The sequence below is a fragment of the Roseibium sp. AWQ4_254 genome (assembly GCF_056161025.1).
The window spans coordinates 18,959-39,977 of record NZ_JBSWYH010000040.1 but is presented as its reverse complement, the minus strand read 5'-3'; the positions used below and the strand labels follow the sequence as shown (position 1 = coordinate 39,977).

The following is a 21,019-nucleotide window of genomic DNA, read 5'->3' as shown; positions in this document are numbered from 1 at the left end:
TAACTCCTTAAAACACCCAGCATCTCTACCAGGTATCGCAAGACCAACGCCGCCTACGCTTCCCTTCCTTCATATCATATTGTCAAAGAACCATTCGCTTGCGCAAATGTCGCCATAAAAGGCTCACCCAAAGACGCCTCGCCTCATCCCTGTCGCCAGGTCTTTTCGGCTGTGTTGTCTGGTAGGACCGACAGTGAGTGGCACCGCGTGGCGGCGCCGCCGTCGATGGAGGGCGTTATACGCATGCCCCCAACATGAGTCAACAGACTTTGTCAAAAAAGATTCATAGAATGAAGTTACTTGTTTTTTCATTTGAAAATTCAATGGCTTGAATATGCTAAATTCCCCGTAAAGATCCGCCAACCATGGATTTGGCTGCTCTCGATTTTCCCTTTCAACAGGTCTTTGCCCGCCCCGGATTTCAAGGGCTTTCCACCTTCCGGCAATGCCGCAACGCAGCATTGCCGCCATTGTCCCACGGCCCATTATTCTTGAAGACATCTGGCCCCTGAAGCCTGGGTCCGACCGGCTGGTCCAAATGGCCCGGCCAGGACAGCCTCTTCAGATCCAGCCTTTGTCTGACAGCCGGTCCGGCCCTGTCGCTGCTCTTTCGCCTTGCTCGAGGGCCGCAGCTTTCTTCTTCTGCAAAAAGGCCGTCTTTCCGGATCGCCGGCAAACAGCCCTGCACAACCCTGCTTTGGAGACAGTGACCATCAAACCGTCAAATTCCAACTTTACGCACATTTTCTTGCACAAGCGGGGCAGAACTCTCTGGTGTGGAACCAATTGACGATTTAAATCAAACACTGCATGTAGCAGGATCGGGTATTAAAGGGTATTAGCCCTTCTGCCCTCTGTTTCAGCTCAGGCGGGTTCAAATCCGTTGAACGCTTATTAAAGGACCTGGACAGGTATCAATGCATTTTGGCCCGTTCCACAGCGCTCAGTCCCTGCGCATCGAGCTTGGCGATGAACCGCCCTTGCGGGGATACGAAGGCCGAAGCGGATTGTCGGACAAGCGGCAGGTCTCCTTGCGCTGGCTTGCCGGGAGCGTCCTGACAGGTGTCACGTCCCTGGTGCTGATGGGCGGCGCGCTTCTGGCAGCCCTTGACGGCCAATACAGTGTGGAAGCCGCCGCTCCGGTGAATGCGGATTTTGCCGGCCTGTCCGACAGCAATGGCACCGGCACCAAAGGCGACCGGGTTCTGAAGACGGCAACCGAGTTTTCCAGCAAACACGAAATCGACGTGAATGTGGTCGCCCGTGTCGGCGACAAGGACCACATCCGGGTTCAGCCGCATATCTATGTTAGCGCGAGCCTTGCCACCCGCAAGGATCCGCAATATGCGGGCCGCATCCCGCCCTTCAATCCGATGAACATGTTCAAGGATCAGCCGGAGGATGGCGAGGACACGCTGATTGCCGACGCAGGGTCGGCCCAGATCGCGGACTCCCTTTACGGGGCAAAGCTGGAAAACGAAGTCAGCATTTCCCTTGCCCCCTTCCCGGTCTCAAGCCCCTATATCGACAAGGACGAGGGCCCCTCGGAAAGCGAGGTCGAGCTGAGCGTGCGTGCCTCCGCCCGCGACCTGACGCTCAATTCCGCGGAAACGGCCACCCGCAGCCTGGTCGATCCCGGCCGCTTTGATTTCAGCCTGGCCCTGAAACCGGATCTGGAACGCTATGCGGTCCGCATCACGCCGGAGAACGTCTCTTTCGTCTCCAAACAGGAAGAAGAGATCCCTTATACCGGCATGGAAGAAAGCATCGTTCCGATCACGGAAACGCAACCCCTCCAGCCGCTTCTGCGCGATCATGATGCCACAGAAGAAGAAGCGCGCAAGATTGCCAGCTCCTTCAAGATGCTGTTCGGCATTTCCGAACTGGAGGAAGGCCAGCGCCTGCGCATAGCCTATGCCCGCTCCCCAGACGATCCGGACCGGATGCGCCCGGAACGGATTTCACTCTATACCGCCACTGAGCATCAGGCGACGGTCGCCATTTCCGACAGCGGTGCCTATGTGCGCGCGAAGGAACCGAACACATTCCTCGCCGACGCCTTTGCCGAAGCGGACAGGGTCTCCTATGGCGGTCCGACACCAGCCATCTATGACAGTCTCTACCAGACCGCCCTGGAGCAGGACATCCCGCTGGATATCGTCGATGATCTGGTGCGCATGTTCTCCTTTGACGTGGATTTCAATGCCCGCGTTCAGCCGGGCGACGCGTTGGAACTGTTCTTTACACCGGGCGATGGCGACAGCGCGCCCAAGGTGCTCTACGCCTCTCTCAATACGGGCAACACAACCCGGGAATTCTACCGCTACCGGACGTCGGATGACGGGGTAACCGATTATTATGACGCCTCGGGCCAGAGCGCCAAGAAGTTCCTGGTCCGGAAGCCTTTGACCGGCGGCCGGTTCACCTCCGGCTTCGGCATGCGGCGCCACCCGATTTATAAATACGCCAAGATGCACCGGGGCGTGGACTGGGCAGCACCCCGTGGCACGCCGATTTTTGCGGCCGGCAACGGCCTTGTCATCAAGGCCGGCTGGACATCAGGCTATGGCCGCCGGGTCGAATTGCAGCACACCAACGGCTATGTCACCACCTACAACCACATGAGCGGGTTCGGCAAAGGCATCAAGAAGGGTGTGCGGGTCAAACAGGGCCAGATCGTCGGCTATCTGGGCTCGACCGGCCTGTCGACCGGGCCGCATCTCCATTACGAAGTGCTCGTCAACGGCCGCTATGTAGATCCGATGCGCATCAAACTGCCGAAAGGGCGCACCCTGGAAGGCCAGATGCGGGCAAACTTCGAAGCCGAACGCTTCCGGATCGACACCTTGCTGGACCGGGTGCGCAAGCCCTCCCGCATTGCTGCCTTGAACTAAAGCATCGTGCGATAAGTTTACCGGCGGTGCGACACCGGCCAGATCCCCAAAACTCATAGAAAATCCCGCGGTGCAGAATGCACCGCGGGATTGGTGTTTGAGCTGCTCTGTTGACCGCATGCCGCGGTTCTTCGGTTTCAAACCATCAATCTTTTCGGCTCTGCCCCCTGGCTTCAGCCAGCGAAAGGCCAACCCGGTGAAACACGGCTTGCTCGAGCCGGTTGCCGCAAGCCTCAAAGTCAGGCTGCGGCGCTTTCCGGGCCTTCCACCTGGAAGATCAGACGGTCCGCTCCGGCCGAGACCTCCACGCCCTGACCGTCAAGAATGTCTCCAGCCAGCAATTTTTCCGCCAGCGGGTCTTGAACATCCTTCTGGATCACCCGTTTGAGCGGCCGGGCGCCATAGGCCGGATCATAGCCCTTCTGGGCCAGCCAGCCGATCGCCCCCTCGTCCAGGGTGAGCGTGATCTTGCGGTCCGCCAAGAGGGCGCGCAGGCGGGTCAGCTGGATCTTGACGATGTCCGACATCTGCGAGCGTTGCAGACGGTGGAAGAGCACGATTTCGTCGAGCCGGTTCAGGAACTCCGGACGGAAATGCCCGCGCACCGCGCCCATGACATCCCCGCGGACCGCATCGCTGTCCTCGCCCTCAGGCTGATTGACCAGATATTCCGCGCCCAGATTGGAGGTCATGATGATGAGCGTGTTGCGGAAGTCGACCGTCCGGCCCTGGCCGTCAGTCAAACGGCCATCGTCCAGCACCTGAAGCAGCACATTGAACACATCGGCATGGGCCTTTTCGATCTCGTCGAACAGGACCACCTGATAGGGCCGCCGGCGCACGGCTTCCGTCAACGCACCGCCTTCCTCGTAGCCCACATAGCCCGGAGGCGCCCCGATCAGCCGGGCAACGGAATGCTTCTCCATGAATTCGGACATATCGATCCGCACCATAGCGCTGTCATCGTCAAACAGAAAACTTGCCAGTGCCTTGGTCAGCTCGGTCTTGCCGACCCCGGTCGGGCCAAGGAACATGAAAGAGCCGATGGGCCGGTTGGGATCTTGAAGCCCGGCCCGGGCCCGCCGCACCGCCGTGGACACCGCATGGATGGCCTCGGCCTGACCGATCACCCGGTCTGCCAGAACATCTTCCATACGCAAGAGCTTTTCCCGCTCGCCTTCCAGCATCTTGTCGACGGGAATGCCGGTCCACTTGGAAACCACCTGGGCAATATGGGACGGGGTCACCGCCTCATCGACCATGGCATCAGCATCTTCTGACGCTTCGGCCTCAGCCAGCTTCCGCTCCAGATCCGGCACCACCCCATAGGCCAATTCCCCGGCCCTGGCCAGATTGCCCTGGCGCTGCGCGATTTCCAGATCGATCCGGGCCTGCTCAAGCTGCTCCTTGATCTTCTGTTCCAGATTGAGCTTTTCCTTTTCGCCAAGCCAGCGGCTGGTCAGCGCCTTGGACTGCTCTTCCAGATTGGTCAGCTCCTGCTCCAGTTTCTCCAGCCGGTCTCGGGCGGCGTCATCGCTTTCCGCCTTGAGCGCTTCCCGCTCGATCTTGAGCTGAATGATCCGCCGGTCCAGCTCATCGAGTTCTTCCGGCTTTGAATCCACCTGCATGCGCAACCGGCTCGCGGCCTCGTCCACCAGGTCGATGGCCTTGTCCGGCAGGAACCGGTCGGTGATGTAGCGGTTGGAAAGGTTCGCAGCCGACACAATCGCGGAATCGGTCACCCGCACCCCGTGATGCAGCTCGTATTTTTCCTTGATCCCACGCAGGATCGACACCGTGTCCTCAACGGTCGGCTCGCTCACAAAGACCGGCTGGAACCGGCGGGCAAGCGCAGCATCCTTTTCCACATGCTTGCGGTATTCATCCAGAGTGGTGGCGCCGACGCAATGCAGTTCCCCACGGGCAAGTGCCGGTTTCAAGAGATTGGACGCATCCATGGCGCCATCCGCCTTGCCCGCACCGACAAGCGTGTGCATTTCATCGATAAAGAGGATGATCCCGCCTGCAGCCGCCTCGACTTCGGATAGAACCGCCTTCAACCGTTCCTCGAATTCGCCCCGGTATTTCGCCCCCGCAATCAAAGCCCCCATATCCAGGGCAAGCAGCTGCTTGTCCTTCAGGGATTCGGGAACGTCCCCGTTGACGATACGCAGGGCCAAGCCCTCGGCAATCGCCGTCTTGCCGACACCCGGCTCCCCGATCAGCACCGGATTGTTCTTGGTCCGCCGGGAGAGAACCTGAATGGTGCGCCGGATTTCCTCATCCCGCCCGATCACAGGGTCAAGCTTGCCATCCCTGGCCACCTCAGTCAGATCCCGGGCGTATTTCTTCAAAGCTTCATACTGATTTTCCGCCGTGGCACTGTCGGCCGTCCGCCCCTGGCGCAACTGGTTGATCGCCTCGTTGAGGCCATTGGCCGTCACTCCGTGGCGCTTCATCAGCTTACCGGCCTCACTGCCCGCATCCATGGCAAGAGCCAGCAGCAGCCGTTCAACGGTGACGTAACTGTCGCCCGCCTTGTCGGCAATCTTCTCCGCCTGATCGAACAGGCGCGCGGTCGCCTGCGCCATATAGAGCTGACCGGACCCTCCGGAGACTTTCGGCATCTTTTCCAGAACGCCTTCCAGATCTCCTTTGAGAGCCTTGGCAGTGCCGCCGGACCGGTCGATCAGTCCACTGGCCATGCCTTCCGGATCATCGAGCAGAACTTTCAGCACATGTTCCGGGGTAAATTGCTGGTGGCCCTGCCCCAGCGCAAAAGTCTGCGCCGATTGAATGAACCCTCTGGCGCGCTCGGTGTATTTTTCAAAATTCATCATCTACCTCCTACCCGTTCACACCACCCGAAGCGTGGGGAACGTTGTTGGATACGGACCCCGTTTGCGGGCATCCGCGCAGCCTCCAGGAGCGCTGCCCTCTCTATATAGTGTTGCATTTTCATCACAAAAGACCTTGACCCAGCGCAAGGCACAATAAAAAACGGCGCCCTTCGGGACGCCGTTCCTCATCATCAGATCTGCGTGACATACCCTATTCGGAAGCAGCTGCTTCCGCCGGAGCATCCTCGACCGGTTTGGCCCTGCGGGTACGCGGCGCCCGGCGCCGCGGCTTGGCGGCATCGTCTTCAGAGGGGTCGCCGGAGGCTTCAGCGGTCTCGCCAGCGCCTTCGGAAGGAGCTTCTGCGCCCTCATTGGCAGCGGTCCGGCGCGGGGTGCGGGCACGGGGCGTGCGCGCACGCCGTCTGGGCTTGTCGTCGCCTTCGCCCTCTTCGGCCTCAGCCTTCTGGGCTGCGCCGTTCACCTGGCCTTCCTGATTGATCACCGGCATGTCTTCGATGAAGGGCTGCGGGCTGTCTGCATCCACAAGGTCCCCGTCAGCGCTGCGCTCAGCTGCCGGGCGCTCAGACCCGATGGCAGGCGCAGATCCGTTCACGGGTGCAGCCTCTGCACTGTCCTCGGCCTCACCGCGTGCAGACGGCTGCGCGGATGGCTGCTGCTGCGGCTGTGCGGCTGCGACAATACGCAGATAGTGCTCTGCATGCTGGTTGTAGTTCTCGCTCATCACCCGATCACCGGATGCTTGAGCATCCCTGGCAAGCTGCTGATACTTTTCCGCAATATGCATCGCTGTGCCGCGGATTTTCACATCAGGACCGTTTGATTCGTAGGTCCGGGTTAACGGATTAGGGCCCTTGCGGCCCCGACCGCGCATACGCTTATTGCTTTGATTTCCTGGTCTCATCCTGCCGTTTTCTCTTGCGGAACGGCGGTCAGCAAAACGCTGACCCATCATCGGAATTGCCTAAAACCGACACGAAGTAATTGCCGACACCAACCATGCTGGTTCGCGGCTGTCATTGAAAACACACTCAGCGCGAAGCAGGCCACTGGCCAACGCTTTCGTTTTTGTCTTCGACAGTCCGAAACACCGGAAGCCCGTCTTGCAGATGAGGTCATCGCGCTGTAACTGCGCCTGCCCCCGTCCTGCCGGTTGCGTGTGCCCCGCTCAATGTTGATAACATTTCCGGTCTCGGCGAGATGAACCTAACCGTTTCCGGCGCGTTTTCCAAGTGCTTTTTCGCCTTTGGATCAAAACAGTAAAATTATATCTTCCCAGCCAGCACAACCCGGTCGTTACGAGCAAGATCCTTAATGATTTCAATCGCTCCAAAGCCATGAAGACGCAGCTGTTTTTTCACATCTTCGCCCTGATCCCAGCCGATTTCCAAGGCGATTCTGGTGCCCTGAGCGATCAGCCCCGCCGCCTCGGCCACAATCCGCAGATAGGCCTCCAGTCCCGAGTCGCCACCATCCAGGGCGAGAAACGGATCATGTTCGAGGACCTCCCGGTCGAGGTCCTGAAGCACAGCGGACCGGATGTAAGGCGGATTGCTGACGATCCAGTCCGGCCCGGCCGTCCGGCAGGCTCCAAAAGCCGACAGATAATCCCCGCAAACAGGAAGGAACCGGTCCGCGACCCCGTGCAGCTGGGCATTTTCCAGCGCACAGCCGAGAGCCTCTTCGGACAAATCAATGGCGACCACGCGGCTCTTTGGCCTCTCCGCCAGAAGCGTAACGGCGATTGCGCCCGTTCCCGTGCCAATATCGTAGATGAGCAGAGGCGCATCCGCAACACTGCGCGCAAGCACCGCATCCACCAGGGTCTCCGTGTCGGGGCGGGGCTCCAGCGTGGCGCGGTTCAGCTTGAAACTGCGGCCATAAAACTCCCGCGCGCCCAGAATACGGCCAACCGGCATACCACCAAGACGCAGTCTGACGGCCTCAAGAACCCGCGCTTCGTCCCCGGTGCTGAGCTGCCTGGCCTCGTCCAGCACAAGGTCGGACACATTGACATTCAGCAGCGCAGTGATCAGCAGCTTTGCCTCCAGATCAGCTGCCGTGACCGCCGCGCCGCGAAACTGATCCCGCACCTGCCGGTAGAGCTGGCCGAGCTGCATGGTCACGCGTCTTCGGATGCAAGCAGATTGGCCTGATGGTCCACGATCAGGGCCTCGATCACTTCGCCCAGTCCCTCCCCGGCAACAATCTGGTCCAGCTTGTAAAGCGTCAGACCGATCCGGTGATCGGTCACCCGCCCTTGCGGGAAATTGTAGGTGCGGATGCGCTCCGAGCGGTCGCCGGAGCCGACCTGCAGGCGGCGGGCCTCCGTGCGTTCGCTGGCGGCCCGCTCCCGTTCTTCATCATATATGCGCGCGCGCAACAGCTGCATGGCCCGCGCCTTGTTCTTGTGCTGGGAGCGTTCATCCTGAACCGCCACAACAATGCCGGTTGGAAGATGGGTGATGCGCACGGCCGAGTCCGTCGTGTTCACATGCTGGCCACCCGCGCCGGACGCCCGGAAGGTGTCGATGCGCAGATCGCTGTCCTGCACATCCACATCAACATCTTCTGCCTGGGGAAGCACTGCAACCGTTGCCGCTGAAGTGTGGATACGGCCGCCGGACTCCGTCGCAGGAACCCGCTGCACCCGGTGTACGCCGGATTCGAACTTGAGCCGGGCAAAAACATTTTCTCCGGACACGGAAGCGATGATTTCCTTGAAACCGCCGACTTCGCCCTCGCTGGCTGACAGAACTTCCACCTTCCAGCCCTGCAGTTCCGCAAAGCGCTGATACATGCGAAACAGATCCCCGGCGAACAGCGCCGCTTCATCCCCCCCCGTCCCGGCGCGCACTTCCAGAATGGCGTCATTGGCGTCCGCCTCGTCCTTGGGCAAAAGGCCGATCCGCACATCCTGCGTCAAAGCCTCGACCTGACCGGAAAGCGCGTCACGCTCCAATTCGGCAAGCTCGCGCATCTCCGCATCGGAATCAGGATCCAGGATCAATGCCTCGGCACCGGCGAGGTCCTCTTCCGCCTTGATCAGGGCTCGGATCTTGGTGACCAGCGGCTCCAGCCCGGCATACTCGCGCGACAGTTTCACATAGGCCTGCGGATCCGGGCCCGACGACATCAGATGTTCGATCTCGGCAAACCGGTCCAGAAGGTTATCAAGTTTGTGACGCGCTAGCATACGCGCAGATACTCCAAAGTCAGATCAGGCCCTCTGGTCCCCTTGAAGGGTCAATGATGGCCGGTCAATCATGTGAACAGGAACAAAACAGGCTCAAGACGAACAGGCGCCGCTAAGGCTCAAGAGCCACATCCGTTTCGGCGGCAAAGCGTTTCAGCACGTCTCTGATATCAACGTTGTCGTGCCCCGGGTCAAGGCGTGGCAGCAGCCGGGCCGACAACCGGCCCGCATCCAGCGTGCGCAGCATGGCCTTGACCGGCCCGAGCGCGGCCGGAGACATGGACAGATCACGGAAGCCGAGCCCCATCAGGGCCATGGCTTCCAGCGGCCGTCCGGCCAGTTCCCCGCACAAGGTCACGGGCACATGAAACTTGTTGGCCGCATCTACAATCAGCTTCAAGGCCCGCAGGAAGGCGACATTGAGCGGATCGAACCGTTCAGCCACCCGTGTGTTGCCTCTGTCGACCGCACAAAAGAACTGAAACAGGTCGTTCGATCCGACAGACACAAAATCCACATGGGTCATCAGCTCATCCAGCTGGAAGAGCAGTGACGGCACTTCGATCATGACACCAAGGCGGATATTTTCCGGAGTGGTATGGCCATGGCGGCGCAGATGGCGGATTTCCTTGTCGACCAGCGCCTTGGCCCGCAAAAATTCATCCACTTCCGCGACCATCGGGAACATGAGCTTGAGATCCCGGCCCGCCGCCGCATGCAGCAGCGCCCGGATCTGGGTCCGCAGCAGGCCCGGCCGGTCGAGACCAAGACGCAGGGCCCTCCAGCCCATGGCCGGGTTTTCTTCCTGGATCGAGCGCAAATAGGGCAGCACCTTGTCGCCGCCGATATCCAGGGACCGGAACGTCACGGGCTTGCCGTCCACCGCATCCAGAACCTGGCTGTACTGGGCCTGCTGCTCGCGCATGCGCGGAAAGGAAGAGGCCACCATGAACTGCAGTTCGGTGCGGAACAGGCCAATACCGGCCGCCCCGGATTCTTCCAGATGAGGCAGGTCAATCAGCAGTCCCGCATTCATCTGCAGGGAAAATTCCACGCCATCCTTGGTCACCGACGGCTTGGTCCGCAACCGGCGGAACTGCGCTTGGCGCCGGGCCCTGAAGCGGACCTTTTCCGCATAGGCATTTTCCAGGTCGGCCGCCGGGCGCAAATGCACCTCGCCCGTGTCCCCGTCCACGATAATCGCATCATCCGCATCTGCGAGGCTGACGATATCGTCCACCAGACCGACTGTGGGAATGCCAAGGGCGCGGGCGACGATTGTCACATGGCTTGTGGGCCCGCCTTCTTCCAGAACAAGGCCCCGGATCCGGTCCCGCCCGTAATCCAGCAATTCGGCAGCGCCCATGTTGCGGCCGACAATGATGGCGTCCTGCGGCAGTTCGCCCAGCCCCGGCACCTGAGCGCGCCCCATCAGTTCGCGGATCAGGCGGTGGGCAAGATCGTCCAGATCATGCAGCCGCTCGCGCAGATAAGGATCGGTCTGGCGCAGCATCCGGGCCCTTGTGTCGCTCTGCACCTTTTCCACGGCCGCTTCCGCCGTGAGCCCGTTTTTGATCGCCTCTTCGATCTTGCGGATCCAGCCCCGGTCATAGGCAAACATCCGGTACGCTTCCAGCACCTCGCGGTGTTCGCCCGTGGCGGCGATTTCACCACTCGCCAAAAGATCATCAAGAGACAGGCGCAGCCGGTTGATCGCCCCTTCGAGCCGGGCTTTTTCCTGATCGGTATCTTCCGCAATCAGATTGGTGACGACCACCCGTGGCTCGTGCAAGACAACATGGCCAAGGCCGACACCTTCCGCCAGCCCGGCGCCGGTTGCCGTGACAGGCCGGGACATGTCGAGACCGGTCGCCTTCTGGGAAATGGCTTCCAGCTCCCCGGCCGCAACCATCTCGGCAATCACCATGGCCGTGGTCTGAAGCGCCTCAACCTCATCTTCCATATAGGTCCGGTGAGACTGATTCTGCACCACCAGAACCCCCAGGGTGCGCCCGGCCCGCAGGATCGGCACACCGAGGAAGGAATTATAGGCTTCTTCGCCGGTTTCCGGCAGGTAGGCAAAGCCCGGGTGGGCGCTGGCATTGGGAAGATTGAGGGGCCGCGCTTCGGCAGCGATCAGACCGACCAGACCCTGACCAACCCGCAGGGAGGCGTTGTGGACCGCTTCACGATTGAGGCCCTCGGTCGCATAAAGTTCAAGAACCCCATCGGCACGCAGGATATATACCGAACACACTTCCGCGACGACATTCGAGGCGATCAGCACAACGATCTTGTCGAGTCGCTCTTGCGCCGTAATCGGCTCCGCCATGACTTCGCGGAGCCTGCGGAGCAATAGGCGCGGTCCGGCTAGGTTGCTGCGCATGGCGCCCCCATCTCATTCCGCTTCAGGCAGCCCGGACCCCAATCGTGCCGGGGCCGCCCGCCGGTTAAACTTATCCGTCCAACCCGTATAGCGAATGGAGAGTCCGCACTGCAAGTTCCGCGTAAGCAGAATCGATCAGCACGGAGATTTTGATTTCGGACGTGGTGATGGCCCGGATATTGATGCCTTTGGAGGCAAGCCCCCGGAAACACTGGGCCGCAACCCCCGCATGAGAGCGCATGCCGATGCCGATGACGGACACCTTCACCACATCGCGGGCCCCTTCCAGATTCTGGAAGCCGATGTCTTCGCGGTTGTCATCGAGCACCTGTTTCGCCCGGTCGAAATCCCCTTCCGGAACGGTAAATGTGATGTCTGTGGTTTTGCCGTCCGGCGAAATGTTCTGAACGATCATATCCACATTGATGTGGGCATCGGCCAGCGGCCCGAACACGGATTCGGCAACGCCGGGCTTGTCAGCCACGTCCCGCAGCGAGATCTGGGCTTCATCCTTGGCATATGCAATGCCGGTGACTACCTGCTGTTCCACGAGTTCATCCTCGTCGCAAATTAAAGTACCAATCGGGAGGCCGTCTTCACCGACCTGGGGCGCGTCCGGATCATCGAAACTGGAGCGCACAAACGTCCGCACATTGTGCACCATGGCCATTTCGACCGAGCGGACCTGCAGAACCTTGGCCCCGAGGGACGCCATTTCAAGCATTTCCTCAAAGGACACCCGTTCCAGACGCTGCGCCCTCGGCACGATGCGCGGGTCTGTGGTATAGACCCCGTCCACATCCGTATAGATGTCGCAACGGTCGGCCTTGACGGCCGCGGCAATGGCAACTGCGCTCGTGTCCGAGCCGCCGCGGCCGAGAGTCGCAATCCGGTTGTCCGGCGAAATGCCCTGGAAGCCTGCCAGAACCGCCACCTGCCCCTGCTCCAGCCGTTCGCTCAGGAACCCGGCATCAATCTCGCGGATCCGGGCCGCTCCGTGATTTTCATCTGTCTTGATCGGCACCTGCCAGCCCTGCCAGGAGCGGGCATTGACGCCCATGTCCTGCAGCACAATGGCCAGAAGGCCGGAGGTGACCTGCTCCCCGGAGGCAACCACCGCATCATATTCACGCGCATCGTGAAGCGGTGCCGCGTCGCGGCAGAACTCCACCAGCTTGTTGGTCTGGCCGGCCATGGCCGAAACCACCACCGCAACCTGATGCCCTGCGTCCACTTCCCGTTTCACATGGCGGGCCACATTGCGGATGCGATCAAGATCGGCAACCGATGTTCCCCCAAATTTTAAAACCAGTCGGGCCATACCACTCGTATTCTGTTCGTTGTGACAAAAGCGCCAAGCACTCCTGATGGATCGGCGGCCATGCATACAGCCTGCGCTGCCTTGCTGCAACTCTGCTTGGCCTGCGCTGACTTGACAAATGGTCAAAGACACTAAACGACAGCTAAACAATGCATCCCGCTTGACGGCATGAACGCATGACCTATGGAAAGGATCGTCCGATGACAGGCAAGGCTCAACAGGCAACGGGCACGATCGACAGCGATGAAATCGCCCGCTTCTCGGCAATGGCAGAAGACTGGTGGGACCCGACCGGAAAATTCAAGCCGCTGCACAAGTTCAATCCGGTGCGTCTCGCCTATATCAAGCAGGAAGTGTGCAAACGCTTTGACCGCGATCCGCGTGCGTCGGACGCGTTCAAGGGGCTTCGATTTCTGGACATTGGCTGCGGCGGTGGCCTGTTGAGCGAACCGATGGCCCGCCTGGGTGCTGAGGTTGTCGGTGCCGATGCATCGGAAACCAACATCCGGATTGCCAAATTGCATATGGAAAGCTCCGGGCTTGAGATCGACTACCGGGCCGAAACCGCCGAAGCGCTTGCCGCCGCCGGAGAAACCTTCGACGTGGTGTTGAATATGGAAGTGGTGGAACATGTGGCCGATGTGCCCTTGTTCCTGAAAGCCACCGGCAGCATGGTCCGGCCGGGGGGCCTGATGTTCGTTGCCACCATCAACCGCACGCTCAAGGCCTATGCGCTGGCAATTGTCGGTGCGGAATACGTGCTGCGCTGGCTGCCCAAAGGCACGCATTCCTATGAGAAGCTGGTCCGGCCGGACGAGATCGAAACCCCGCTGGCAGCGGAAGGGCTGTCGATCCTTGACCGGTCCGGTGTGACCTTCAATCCCCTGACCGACACCTGGTCCCGCTCCCGGGACATGGATGTCAACTACATGCTGCTGGCGGAGCGGCCGGACGCTTCCTGATGGGAGAACCGATCGTCTTCGTTCCGGGGCATTTGTGCACCCATGCGCTCTATGCGCCCCAAATCGCCGCCTTTGCCGACCGCCCCATTCTGGTGGCCAACAACCGTGACGATGACAGCATCGAGGCGATCGCCCTGAGGCTCCTGGCGGAAGGCCCGGAGCGCTTTTCCCTGATCGGCCTGTCAATGGGCGGTTATATCGCCCTGGAGGTGATGCGCCGCGCCCCGGAACGGGTGACGCGCCTTGCCCTTTTGAACACCTCTGCCCGGGCAGACACCGAAGAGCAGAAAAACAAGCGGCGCGCCCTGATCAAGGTGGCAAAGACGAAATCCTTCGCCAAGATTCCGGACCTGTTCTTTCCAGGCTTCGTACATGAAAAAAACGAGACCAATGCGGACCTGAAAGCCGTTGTCCGTGAAATGGCCTTCGAGACCGGCGTAGAGGCTTTCATCCGGCAGGCCACCGCCAATGGCAACCGGATCGATTCCCGCCCCGCTCTACCGGACATTTCCTGTCCCGTGCTGGTCCTGTCCGGCGACGGCGACCGCCAGATCGCCCCGGAACTGTCGGTTGAAATCCACCAGCTCATCCCGCAAAGCGATCTGGTCCTGCTTGAAGTTTGCGGCCACCTGTCGACCCTTGAGGCACCGGATCAAGTGACCGGGGCATTAAAGCTTTTCCTCAACCGTCCCTAGGCTGCATTCCCGGAAAATCGACCGGATTCAAACACTCGGGAAAATTGATCCTTGTCAAAGATCCTGATTGCGGCGCGCGTAAAATTACGCGACGGTAAAAAAATTAAATCCGGCCGCGGCCGGACACCCCCGGAGTTTTGCATCTTTGGGGTTCCCCCGGTGCCGGGAGGACCAGGCACCGGCCAACGCATGAAAGACAAACAAGCGGAGGATCTCTCATGCCAACAAAACGCAGTTCAGCAGGTGCATTCGACTTCAACCCCATGACCTTTGACTGGCCTATGCCGGCCTTTACAAACTGGGCCTTTGCAGAGCGTGAAGACCGGATCGAAGCCAAGACCGTCGCCAGCTTTCAGAAAATGGGCGAAGTGATGTGGTCCCAGGCCGAAAAGGCATTTGACGGCCAGATGGAATTTGTCAGCCACCGGCTTCATGAGGATTTTGAGTGCGCAAAATCGCTGAGCCAATGCACCGGGCCCGACGAAACCATGGCAACATTGCAGGCGTTCTATTCCAGAATGGCCAGCGAATATCAGAACCATCTCGAAAAACAGGCGGCGTTGTTCCGGGATAGTTTTTCCGAAAATGCAGCCGTGGTTGAAGAGCTGAACGAGACGGCGCTGGAAAGCGTCGGCGAATTGAGCAAGGCCGCAGAAGAAAGCCTGAAAGAGACCAAACCCGCCGCACGCAAACCGCGCGCCCGGTCCAGCACCCCCGCGAAGGCCTGATCTCCTCAGGATCTCAGCCTCGTCAAACGCGAGCACCGCTGCCCGTACCGGCGCAGCGATGCCGCCGTGCACAGATCAGTTCTTCTCTTCGGGAAGATCCGGCAAGGGCAAAACAGCAATCCCTTCCTCCACGAGGTCTGCCGCATCCTGAGGTGTCGTTTCCCCATAAATATTGCGGACGTCCGCTTCCCCATAATGGATCTTGCGGGCTTCAGAGGCGAAGTCTGCTCCGACATTTTCTGACGTTTCAACAATGCGGGCCCGCACTTGGCGCAATGCCTCAACAAGTTCCTTTTGGCGCAGGTCGCTGGGCAACAGAGCCGATGGCTGCAGCGCCCCGCCAGACGGGGCTTGCTCCGCAGCCCCTTGCTTTGCGCCGGATCCCGGCTCTGCACCCGGCTGACCGGGGGCAAGCACCGGGGGCCGTGCCCCCTTTTTCCGGGACGTTGCCACGGCCGGGGCCATCAGACGTTTTGACACGTTACATGATCCGCAAACGGGACAGGTCACCAGACTGCGGCTCTGCTGCGCTTCAAAATCGCCGGAATTCCGGAACCAGCCTTCAAATCCGTGTTCGGCTTCGCAAATGAGCGAATATTTGATCAAGCAGGCTCCTCCAATTTTGCCGCTGACGTAACGACGGCACAGGCAAAATCCCGTTCATTGGCAAGTGCCGGTATCCGGGCCCGTGCGGCGGCGGCGGCCTCCGTGTCGAGCTCCGCCAAAAGCACCCCGGGCTCATTGTGATCGAGCTCGGCAACCACCTTGCCCCAGGGATCAACAACGAGACTGTGGCCGTAGGTTTCCCGCCCGTCTTCGTGGCGCCCCCCCTGGGCAGCGGATAAGATATAGGCGCCATTTTCAATCGCCCGGGCGCGCTGGAGCACATGCCAGTGGGATTCACCGGTCTGGCGTGTGAAGGCGGCCGGTGCCGTTAGCAGCTCCGCCCCGGTCCGGACCTGGGCACGGAAAAGAGCCGGGAAACGGATGTCATAGCAGATCGCCAGTCCAAGCCGCGCAAAGGGCAGCTCGGCCACAACGGCCTGACCGCCGGGCTCATAGGTGGCCGACTCCCGCCAGCTCTCCCCATTGGGCAGATCCACATCGAACATATGGATCTTGTCATAGGCCGCAAGGATGCGGCCATCCGGTGCAATCAGGACCGCCCGGTTGGCGGCCTTGCCAGCATCGCTGACAACCGCAAGGGAGCCAATATGCAGGTAGATCTTGAGCTCCTGGGCAAGCCTGCGGGCCATTTTCAAGAAGGCATCGTCTTCAGGCGCTCCGATACGCTCCTGCAACTCCTCCCGCGTCCGCACCAGGATGTTCGACATTTCCGGTGTTTGCACATAGGTGGCCCCGTCCCGGGCCGCTGAGCGGATGAGGGCCTCGGCCGCATCGGCATTGTGCAACGGATCCTTGCCGCTTCGCAGCTGAATGCAGGCTGCAGTGACTTTGGTCATGGGCGTCCTTTCATACCAATCTCAGTTGATAGAAACCGAACGGATGGCTTGTTCCTGTTTGCAGTCAAGGCGCGTTGTTGAAGACGGCCTGGCCGGCCGTTCAAGCAGCGCAACGCCCGACAGAGGATCACGACCCGAGCAAGGCGTCCAGTTTGCCAGACCGGTCCAGATCATGCAGATCATCGCATCCGCCAATATGGGTTTCGCCGGCAAAGATCTGCGGAAATGTGTTGCGCCCGTTGGCCCGCTGGACCATGATCTTGCGCAACTCTCCATCAAAGGTTGCATCATATTCCGTGTAGGTTACGCCTTTCTTGTCAAGCAGCCGTTTTGCCGCTGTACAAAAACCGCAGAGCTGCCGCGTGTAGATTTCCACTTCGGCCATTTCAACCGCCCTCTTTCACCTTAAGGAGTTGCCGGTCTTGTTTGCCGGCAAGTTTTCAAACCCGGGCGATATATGCGCGCCGGGCGTACAAACACAAGGCCTGACACAACGCAAAGCCGCTCAAAAATGCTCCTGATGTCCTTGCCGGGACGGGTCGGCAAGCGCAAAAGTGAGCACATCGACAGACGCGGCGCCCGCCCCGAGCAGGGTCCGGGTGCAGGCTCTCAAGGTGGAACCCGTCGTAACCACATCATCGACAAGAACAACGTGGCGGCTGGTCAAAAGGGATGCCCTGTTCCGTCCAACCGCAAAGGCGGAGCGCACATTCTTGTGCCGCACTCCTGCGGACAGGCCCACCTGCTGCCGGGTTCGTTTGATGCGCACCAGAGTGTCCGGCGCAAAGGGGGCGTCACAGGCCTCCGCAATCACCTTTGCGAGGGCGGCCGCCTGATTGAAGCGCCGGGACAAAAGACGCGACCAATGGAGTGGTACAGGCACAAGAAGACTGTCGGGCTGCAGGAAATCGCGGCCCGCCGCCCGCATCCAGAGGCCCATCGGCCGGGCCAGTTCCCGCCGTCCGCCAAATTTCAGCGCAAGCACCAGAGTCTGCGCGGTGCCCTGATAAAAGGCAACCGAGCGCGAGCGCTCAAATGGCGGCGGATCGGCAATCGCGCGCGGGCTCCAGGCCTCCTCTCCGATATCATAGGAAAAGGGCGTGCCGAGCCGGTAGCAGACCGGCTTTTCGATAAAGGACATGGCAGACCAGCAGGCGGGGCAAAGCCCTTCCCCGGTCCCGACCCGCTCATCGCAGCTCAGACACCTTAAGGGCAGCAGAAGATCCAAGGCTCCGCGCGCCAGAGTACGGGGCAGCGCGGACAGGCAATTTGACATGACCATCGGCAATATACCGCCTTGCGAAAACACCGTTGCCGCCAGCTCCTGGACGGCAGACCAAACTTTATGGATAGAACCCCATATGATGGCGCATTATCAAGTGAGTTTGGCACAAAGCCGCCCTGAAAGGGCATCTTGAGGGACACTCTCTTTGACGTGTTTGTGCCCATGCCCTATGTCAGCGGCGGATCTCATGCCAAGCGTCAGGATGTCTTGTGAGCGCACAACCGGATCTCTTCGACCGCCGCCTTTTCCGTCAAAGACGCTTGCGGGCTCTGCGGCAGGCAACTGCGGGCGCCGACTTCCTGCTGGCCGAGGTTGCCCGTGATCTGGAAGACCGGCTCCTGGCCGTCACCCGGCGCTTTCCAACCGCTCTGGATCTTGGCGGACACCGCGGCCTGATTTCAAAAGCGCTTGAGGCCTGCGGCAAGGTTGACCGGCTTGTCCGCGCAGATCTTTTTTTCAAAGACCCTGACCTGCCGCCCCCCGGTCTCGTGTGCGATGATGCCCTGCTGCCGTTCAAGGACAAGTCCCTTGACCTGATTGTATCGGCGCTCTCGCTTCACGCCGTCAACGACTTGCCGGGAAGCCTGATTCAGATCCGGCGCGCGCTGGCCCCGGACGGCCTGTTCCTGGCGACGCTGCCGGGTGCAGGAACCTTGAGCGAATTGCGGGACAGTCTGACACGCGCCGAACTGGAGATGACCGGCGGCGCGGCTGCCCGTGTGCTGCCGTTTGCCGATACGCGGGATCTGGGGGGACTGCTGCAACGCGCGGGATTTGCCCTGCCTGTCACCGATCTCGACAGCCTGACCGTGCGCTATGATACGATGTTCGCCTTGCTGCAGGATCTGAGAGCCATGGGCGCCACATCCATCCTGACGGAAAGGCCGGAGCAGCCCCTGTCCCGGGCAACCCTGCTGCGCGCCGCCGACCTTTATGCTCAAAACCATTGCGATGAAGACGGCCGCATCCGGGCGACCTTTGCTCTTGTCACCCTGTCGGGCTGGGCGCCCCATGACAGCCAGCAAAAGCCGCTGCGCCCCGGCTCGGCCCAGTCTCGGCTTGCCGATGTTCTGGGAACCCGGGAAGAAAAACTGTAAGCGAGGGTGTTGTCCGCTACCCGCCCCACCAATTTTGAAAGCGCGGGTTAGCTGCTCGACGTCGCGGCCGTCAACGCGCTCGACAGCACCCCAAAGACATTGTCCCTGAGGGACGTGCCCATGACAGCAAGCCCGGTAATAATTGCCAGACTGATCAAACCGGCGAGCAAGCCATATTCCACGGCCGTCGCTCCGGTCTCGTCTTTCCAGAAACGGGCTGCAACCTGTTTGGCTGCCCTGCAAGTCAATCGCGTCTTCATCATTGTCATCCCCCACCGGTCAGGACGTAAAATGGTTTTCGTCTTTAAACCGCATCAATCAGGTGAGGAATGAGCGGCTCGTCAGCCGCCGGCATGGGATACTCCCTCAATCTGACCGCGCGGACCCACTTCAGGGCCTGGTTCTCCCGTCCCTGGGGAACACCGGACCATTTGCGGCAGATGAACAATGGCATCAGCAAATGAAAATCTTGATAAGCGTGACTCGCAAAGGTCAGGGGGGCGAGACAGGCTTCGTTAACTTCAATGCCGAGTTCTTCCTGAAGCTCCCGGATCAATGTTTCCTCCGGCCTCTCCCCGGGCTCAACCTTTCCTCCGGGGAATTCCCACAGTCCCGCCATGGACTTACCTTCCGGCCGCTGCGCCAGGAGAATCCGGCCATCCGCATCCACAAGCGCACAAGCCGAAACAAGTACAATTTTGGTCATTTCACTCTGTGTCCAATTGTGAGACAGGAAGGAAGACTTTGGAAAGCCTGACGCGCCCATAACCGTCAAGACTGCCTAGCAGGGTCAGCTTCGGTAATCGCCATTAATCGCGACATATTCTTTTGTCAGATCACAGGTCCAGACCACCGACTGACCGCTGCCCAGCCCCAGATCGGCCCGGATGACAATGCCCTCTTCCCGCATCACGGCCGAGGCTGCCTCTTCGCTGTAGTCCGGGTCCCGTTCGCCATCGAGCGCCACCCGCACATCCCCGAACCAGATTGCCAGCCGGTCCCGGTCGGCAGGCTCCCCGGCCTTGCCAACGGCCATGACCACCCGGCCCCAGTTCGCATCCTCTCCGGCCACGGCGGTTTTCACGAGCGGGGAATTGGCAATGGCGAGCGCAATCGTTTTTGCCGACGCATCGCTGGTGGCGCCGGTCACACGGACCTCGACAAATTTGCGCGCGCCCTCCCCGTCCCGCACAATCTGCTGGGCAAGGTCCTGCATGACATCCCGCAAGGCCGCCCGCAGGGTCTCAAGACGCGGATCGTCCAGAGAGGTGACCGGTGCGATACCACGCGCCTCTGCCTTGCCCGTGGCAAACAAGAGCACCGTGTCCGAGGTCGACGTATCACTGTCAACGGTCACCGCATTGAAACTGTCCCCGGTCTCGCCGCTCAGGAGAGCCTGCAGCACCGTCTGGGAGATCGGCGCGTCGGTGAAGAGGAAGGACAGCATGGTCGCCATGTCCGGCGCGATCATGCCCGCCCCCTTGGCAATCCCGTTGATCGTGACCACTTCACCATCCAGATCAATCCGGGCAGTGGCCACTTTCGGATAGGTATCGGTTGTCATAATGGCCTTGGCCGCGTCCATCCAGAGCGTGCCATCCTGCCCGCCGACAAGGTCCGTGACCACGCCGCCGAATTTCCCGGCAGGCAGTGGCTCTCCGATCACGCCCGTGGAGGCCAGGAAGATTTCGTCCTGGGAACAGTCCAGCGCTTCAGCCACGATCCGCGCAGACAGGTCAACTGCATCCGCGCCTTTCTTGCCGGTAAAGGCATTGGCGTTGCCGGAATTCACCAGCAGAGCCCGCGCCGTTCCGCCCGGCAGTTTCGCCTTGCACCAATCGACGGGAGCAGACGGGCATTTCGACCTGGTGAACACTCCGGCCACCGCAGTACCTTTTGAAAGCATCGCCAGCAGCACATCCGTCCGCCCCTCATATTTCAGGCCGGCGGCAGCCGTTGCGAAGGTCACCCCTTCCAGCGGCGGCAGGTCCGGATAGGATTTGGGAGCAAGTGGAGAAACGGTCGTGGACATGGCTGAGGTCCCGGTAAACTGAAGAGTTCAGCAGTCCATAGAGAGCGCCTTGGGCAAGCGCAAGTCTTTTCAAGCGCAGCTCAGACAGCTCAGAGCCCGCAG

At 60.5% G+C, this 21,019-nt stretch carries 18 protein-coding genes; 5 read left to right on the top strand and 13 right to left on the bottom strand.

What is annotated here, in order from left to right; genetic code table 11:
• Positions 1-917 precede the first annotated feature (917 nt).
• Positions 918-2,894 (top strand): M23 family metallopeptidase, encoded by a 1,977-nt coding sequence (locus ACXAIC_RS22565; RefSeq protein WP_475186048.1) that lies wholly within the window; start codon positions 918-920, stop codon positions 2,892-2,894.
• A 239-nt stretch (positions 2,895-3,133) separates the two neighbouring features.
• Here ACXAIC_RS22565 and clpB read toward each other — a convergent pair whose 3' ends face one another.
• From clpB to ACXAIC_RS22535, 6 genes are all read right to left on the bottom strand, one after another.
• Positions 3,134-5,731: an ATP-dependent chaperone ClpB gene (gene clpB, locus ACXAIC_RS22560; RefSeq protein WP_475186046.1), complete on the bottom strand. Its 2,598-nt coding sequence runs from the start codon at positions 5,729-5,731 to the stop codon at positions 3,134-3,136.
• 214 nt (positions 5,732-5,945) lie between these two features.
• Positions 5,946-6,626: a DUF4167 domain-containing protein gene (locus tag ACXAIC_RS22555; protein ID WP_475186043.1), complete on the bottom strand. Its 681-nt coding sequence runs from the start codon at positions 6,624-6,626 to the stop codon at positions 5,946-5,948.
• 391 nt (positions 6,627-7,017) lie between these two features.
• On the bottom strand, positions 7,018-7,872 hold the full coding sequence (gene prmC / locus ACXAIC_RS22550) for a peptide chain release factor N(5)-glutamine methyltransferase (RefSeq protein WP_475186039.1): 855 nt from the start codon (positions 7,870-7,872) through the stop codon (positions 7,018-7,020).
• A gap of 2 nt (positions 7,873-7,874) precedes the next feature.
• Positions 7,875-8,948, bottom strand: coding sequence for a peptide chain release factor 1 (gene prfA, locus ACXAIC_RS22545; protein ID WP_475186036.1), 1,074 nt, complete (start codon positions 8,946-8,948; stop codon positions 7,875-7,877).
• A gap of 112 nt (positions 8,949-9,060) precedes the next feature.
• A complete protein-coding gene (ptsP, locus tag ACXAIC_RS22540; protein WP_475186032.1) occupies positions 9,061-11,334 on the bottom strand; it encodes a phosphoenolpyruvate--protein phosphotransferase in 2,274 nt (757 codons plus the stop codon).
• 70 nt (positions 11,335-11,404) lie between these two features.
• The gene (locus ACXAIC_RS22535) at positions 11,405-12,655 is read right to left on the bottom strand and encodes an aspartate kinase (protein ID WP_475186031.1); all 1,251 of its coding nucleotides are present in this window, start codon (positions 12,653-12,655) and stop codon (positions 11,405-11,407) included.
• A gap of 200 nt (positions 12,656-12,855) precedes the next feature.
• On the opposite strand from ACXAIC_RS22535, the gene ubiG reads away from it, so the two are divergent.
• From ubiG to ACXAIC_RS22520, 3 genes are all read left to right on the top strand, one after another.
• Positions 12,856-13,617, top strand: a complete 762-nt coding sequence (gene ubiG, locus ACXAIC_RS22530) for a bifunctional 2-polyprenyl-6-hydroxyphenol methylase/3-demethylubiquinol 3-O-methyltransferase UbiG (protein WP_475186028.1) — start codon at positions 12,856-12,858, stop codon at positions 13,615-13,617.
• Positions 13,617-14,312: an alpha/beta fold hydrolase gene (locus tag ACXAIC_RS22525; protein ID WP_475186026.1), complete on the top strand. Its 696-nt coding sequence runs from the start codon at positions 13,617-13,619 to the stop codon at positions 14,310-14,312. Before ubiG ends, ACXAIC_RS22525 begins: the two co-directional genes overlap by 1 nt.
• A gap of 218 nt (positions 14,313-14,530) precedes the next feature.
• Complete coding sequence (locus tag ACXAIC_RS22520; RefSeq protein ID WP_475186025.1) at positions 14,531-15,040, top strand: hypothetical protein; 510 nt, start codon at positions 14,531-14,533, stop codon at positions 15,038-15,040.
• A 75-nt stretch (positions 15,041-15,115) separates the two neighbouring features.
• On the opposite strand, the gene ACXAIC_RS22515 is transcribed toward ACXAIC_RS22520, so the two are convergent.
• The 4 genes from ACXAIC_RS22515 to ACXAIC_RS22500 form a co-directional block, all read right to left on the bottom strand.
• Positions 15,116-15,646, bottom strand: coding sequence for a DUF1178 family protein (locus ACXAIC_RS22515; RefSeq protein ID WP_475186022.1), 531 nt, complete (start codon positions 15,644-15,646; stop codon positions 15,116-15,118).
• Positions 15,643-16,503 carry a carbon-nitrogen hydrolase family protein gene (locus tag ACXAIC_RS22510; RefSeq protein WP_475186019.1) on the bottom strand — a complete coding sequence of 287 codons (861 nt, stop codon included), beginning with the start codon at positions 16,501-16,503 and terminating at the stop codon, positions 15,643-15,645. Before ACXAIC_RS22510 ends, ACXAIC_RS22515 begins: the two co-directional genes overlap by 4 nt.
• A gap of 127 nt (positions 16,504-16,630) precedes the next feature.
• Positions 16,631-16,888, bottom strand: coding sequence for a glutaredoxin 3 (gene grxC / locus ACXAIC_RS22505; RefSeq protein ID WP_475186017.1), 258 nt, complete (start codon positions 16,886-16,888; stop codon positions 16,631-16,633).
• A 120-nt stretch (positions 16,889-17,008) separates the two neighbouring features.
• Positions 17,009-17,785, bottom strand: a complete 777-nt coding sequence (locus ACXAIC_RS22500) for a double zinc ribbon domain-containing protein (RefSeq protein WP_475186015.1) — start codon at positions 17,783-17,785, stop codon at positions 17,009-17,011.
• 212 nt (positions 17,786-17,997) lie between these two features.
• Here ACXAIC_RS22500 and ACXAIC_RS22495 point away from each other — a divergent pair, with 212 nt between their 5' ends.
• The gene (locus ACXAIC_RS22495; protein ID WP_475186012.1) at positions 17,998-18,885 is read left to right on the top strand and encodes a class I SAM-dependent methyltransferase; all 888 of its coding nucleotides are present in this window, start codon (positions 17,998-18,000) and stop codon (positions 18,883-18,885) included.
• A gap of 47 nt (positions 18,886-18,932) precedes the next feature.
• Here the strand turns inward: ACXAIC_RS22495 and ACXAIC_RS22490 are convergent, their stop codons facing one another.
• From ACXAIC_RS22490 to argJ, 3 genes are all read right to left on the bottom strand, one after another.
• On the bottom strand, positions 18,933-19,148 hold the full coding sequence (locus ACXAIC_RS22490; protein WP_475186011.1) for a Flp family type IVb pilin: 216 nt from the start codon (positions 19,146-19,148) through the stop codon (positions 18,933-18,935).
• Positions 19,149-19,189: 41 nt separating this feature from the next.
• Positions 19,190-19,591, bottom strand: a complete 402-nt coding sequence (gene mutT / locus ACXAIC_RS22485) for an 8-oxo-dGTP diphosphatase MutT (protein WP_475186008.1) — start codon at positions 19,589-19,591, stop codon at positions 19,190-19,192.
• An 84-nt stretch (positions 19,592-19,675) separates the two neighbouring features.
• A complete protein-coding gene (argJ, locus tag ACXAIC_RS22480; RefSeq protein ID WP_475186006.1) occupies positions 19,676-20,917 on the bottom strand; it encodes a bifunctional glutamate N-acetyltransferase/amino-acid acetyltransferase ArgJ in 1,242 nt (413 codons plus the stop codon).
• Positions 20,918-21,019: the final 102 nt, after the last annotated feature.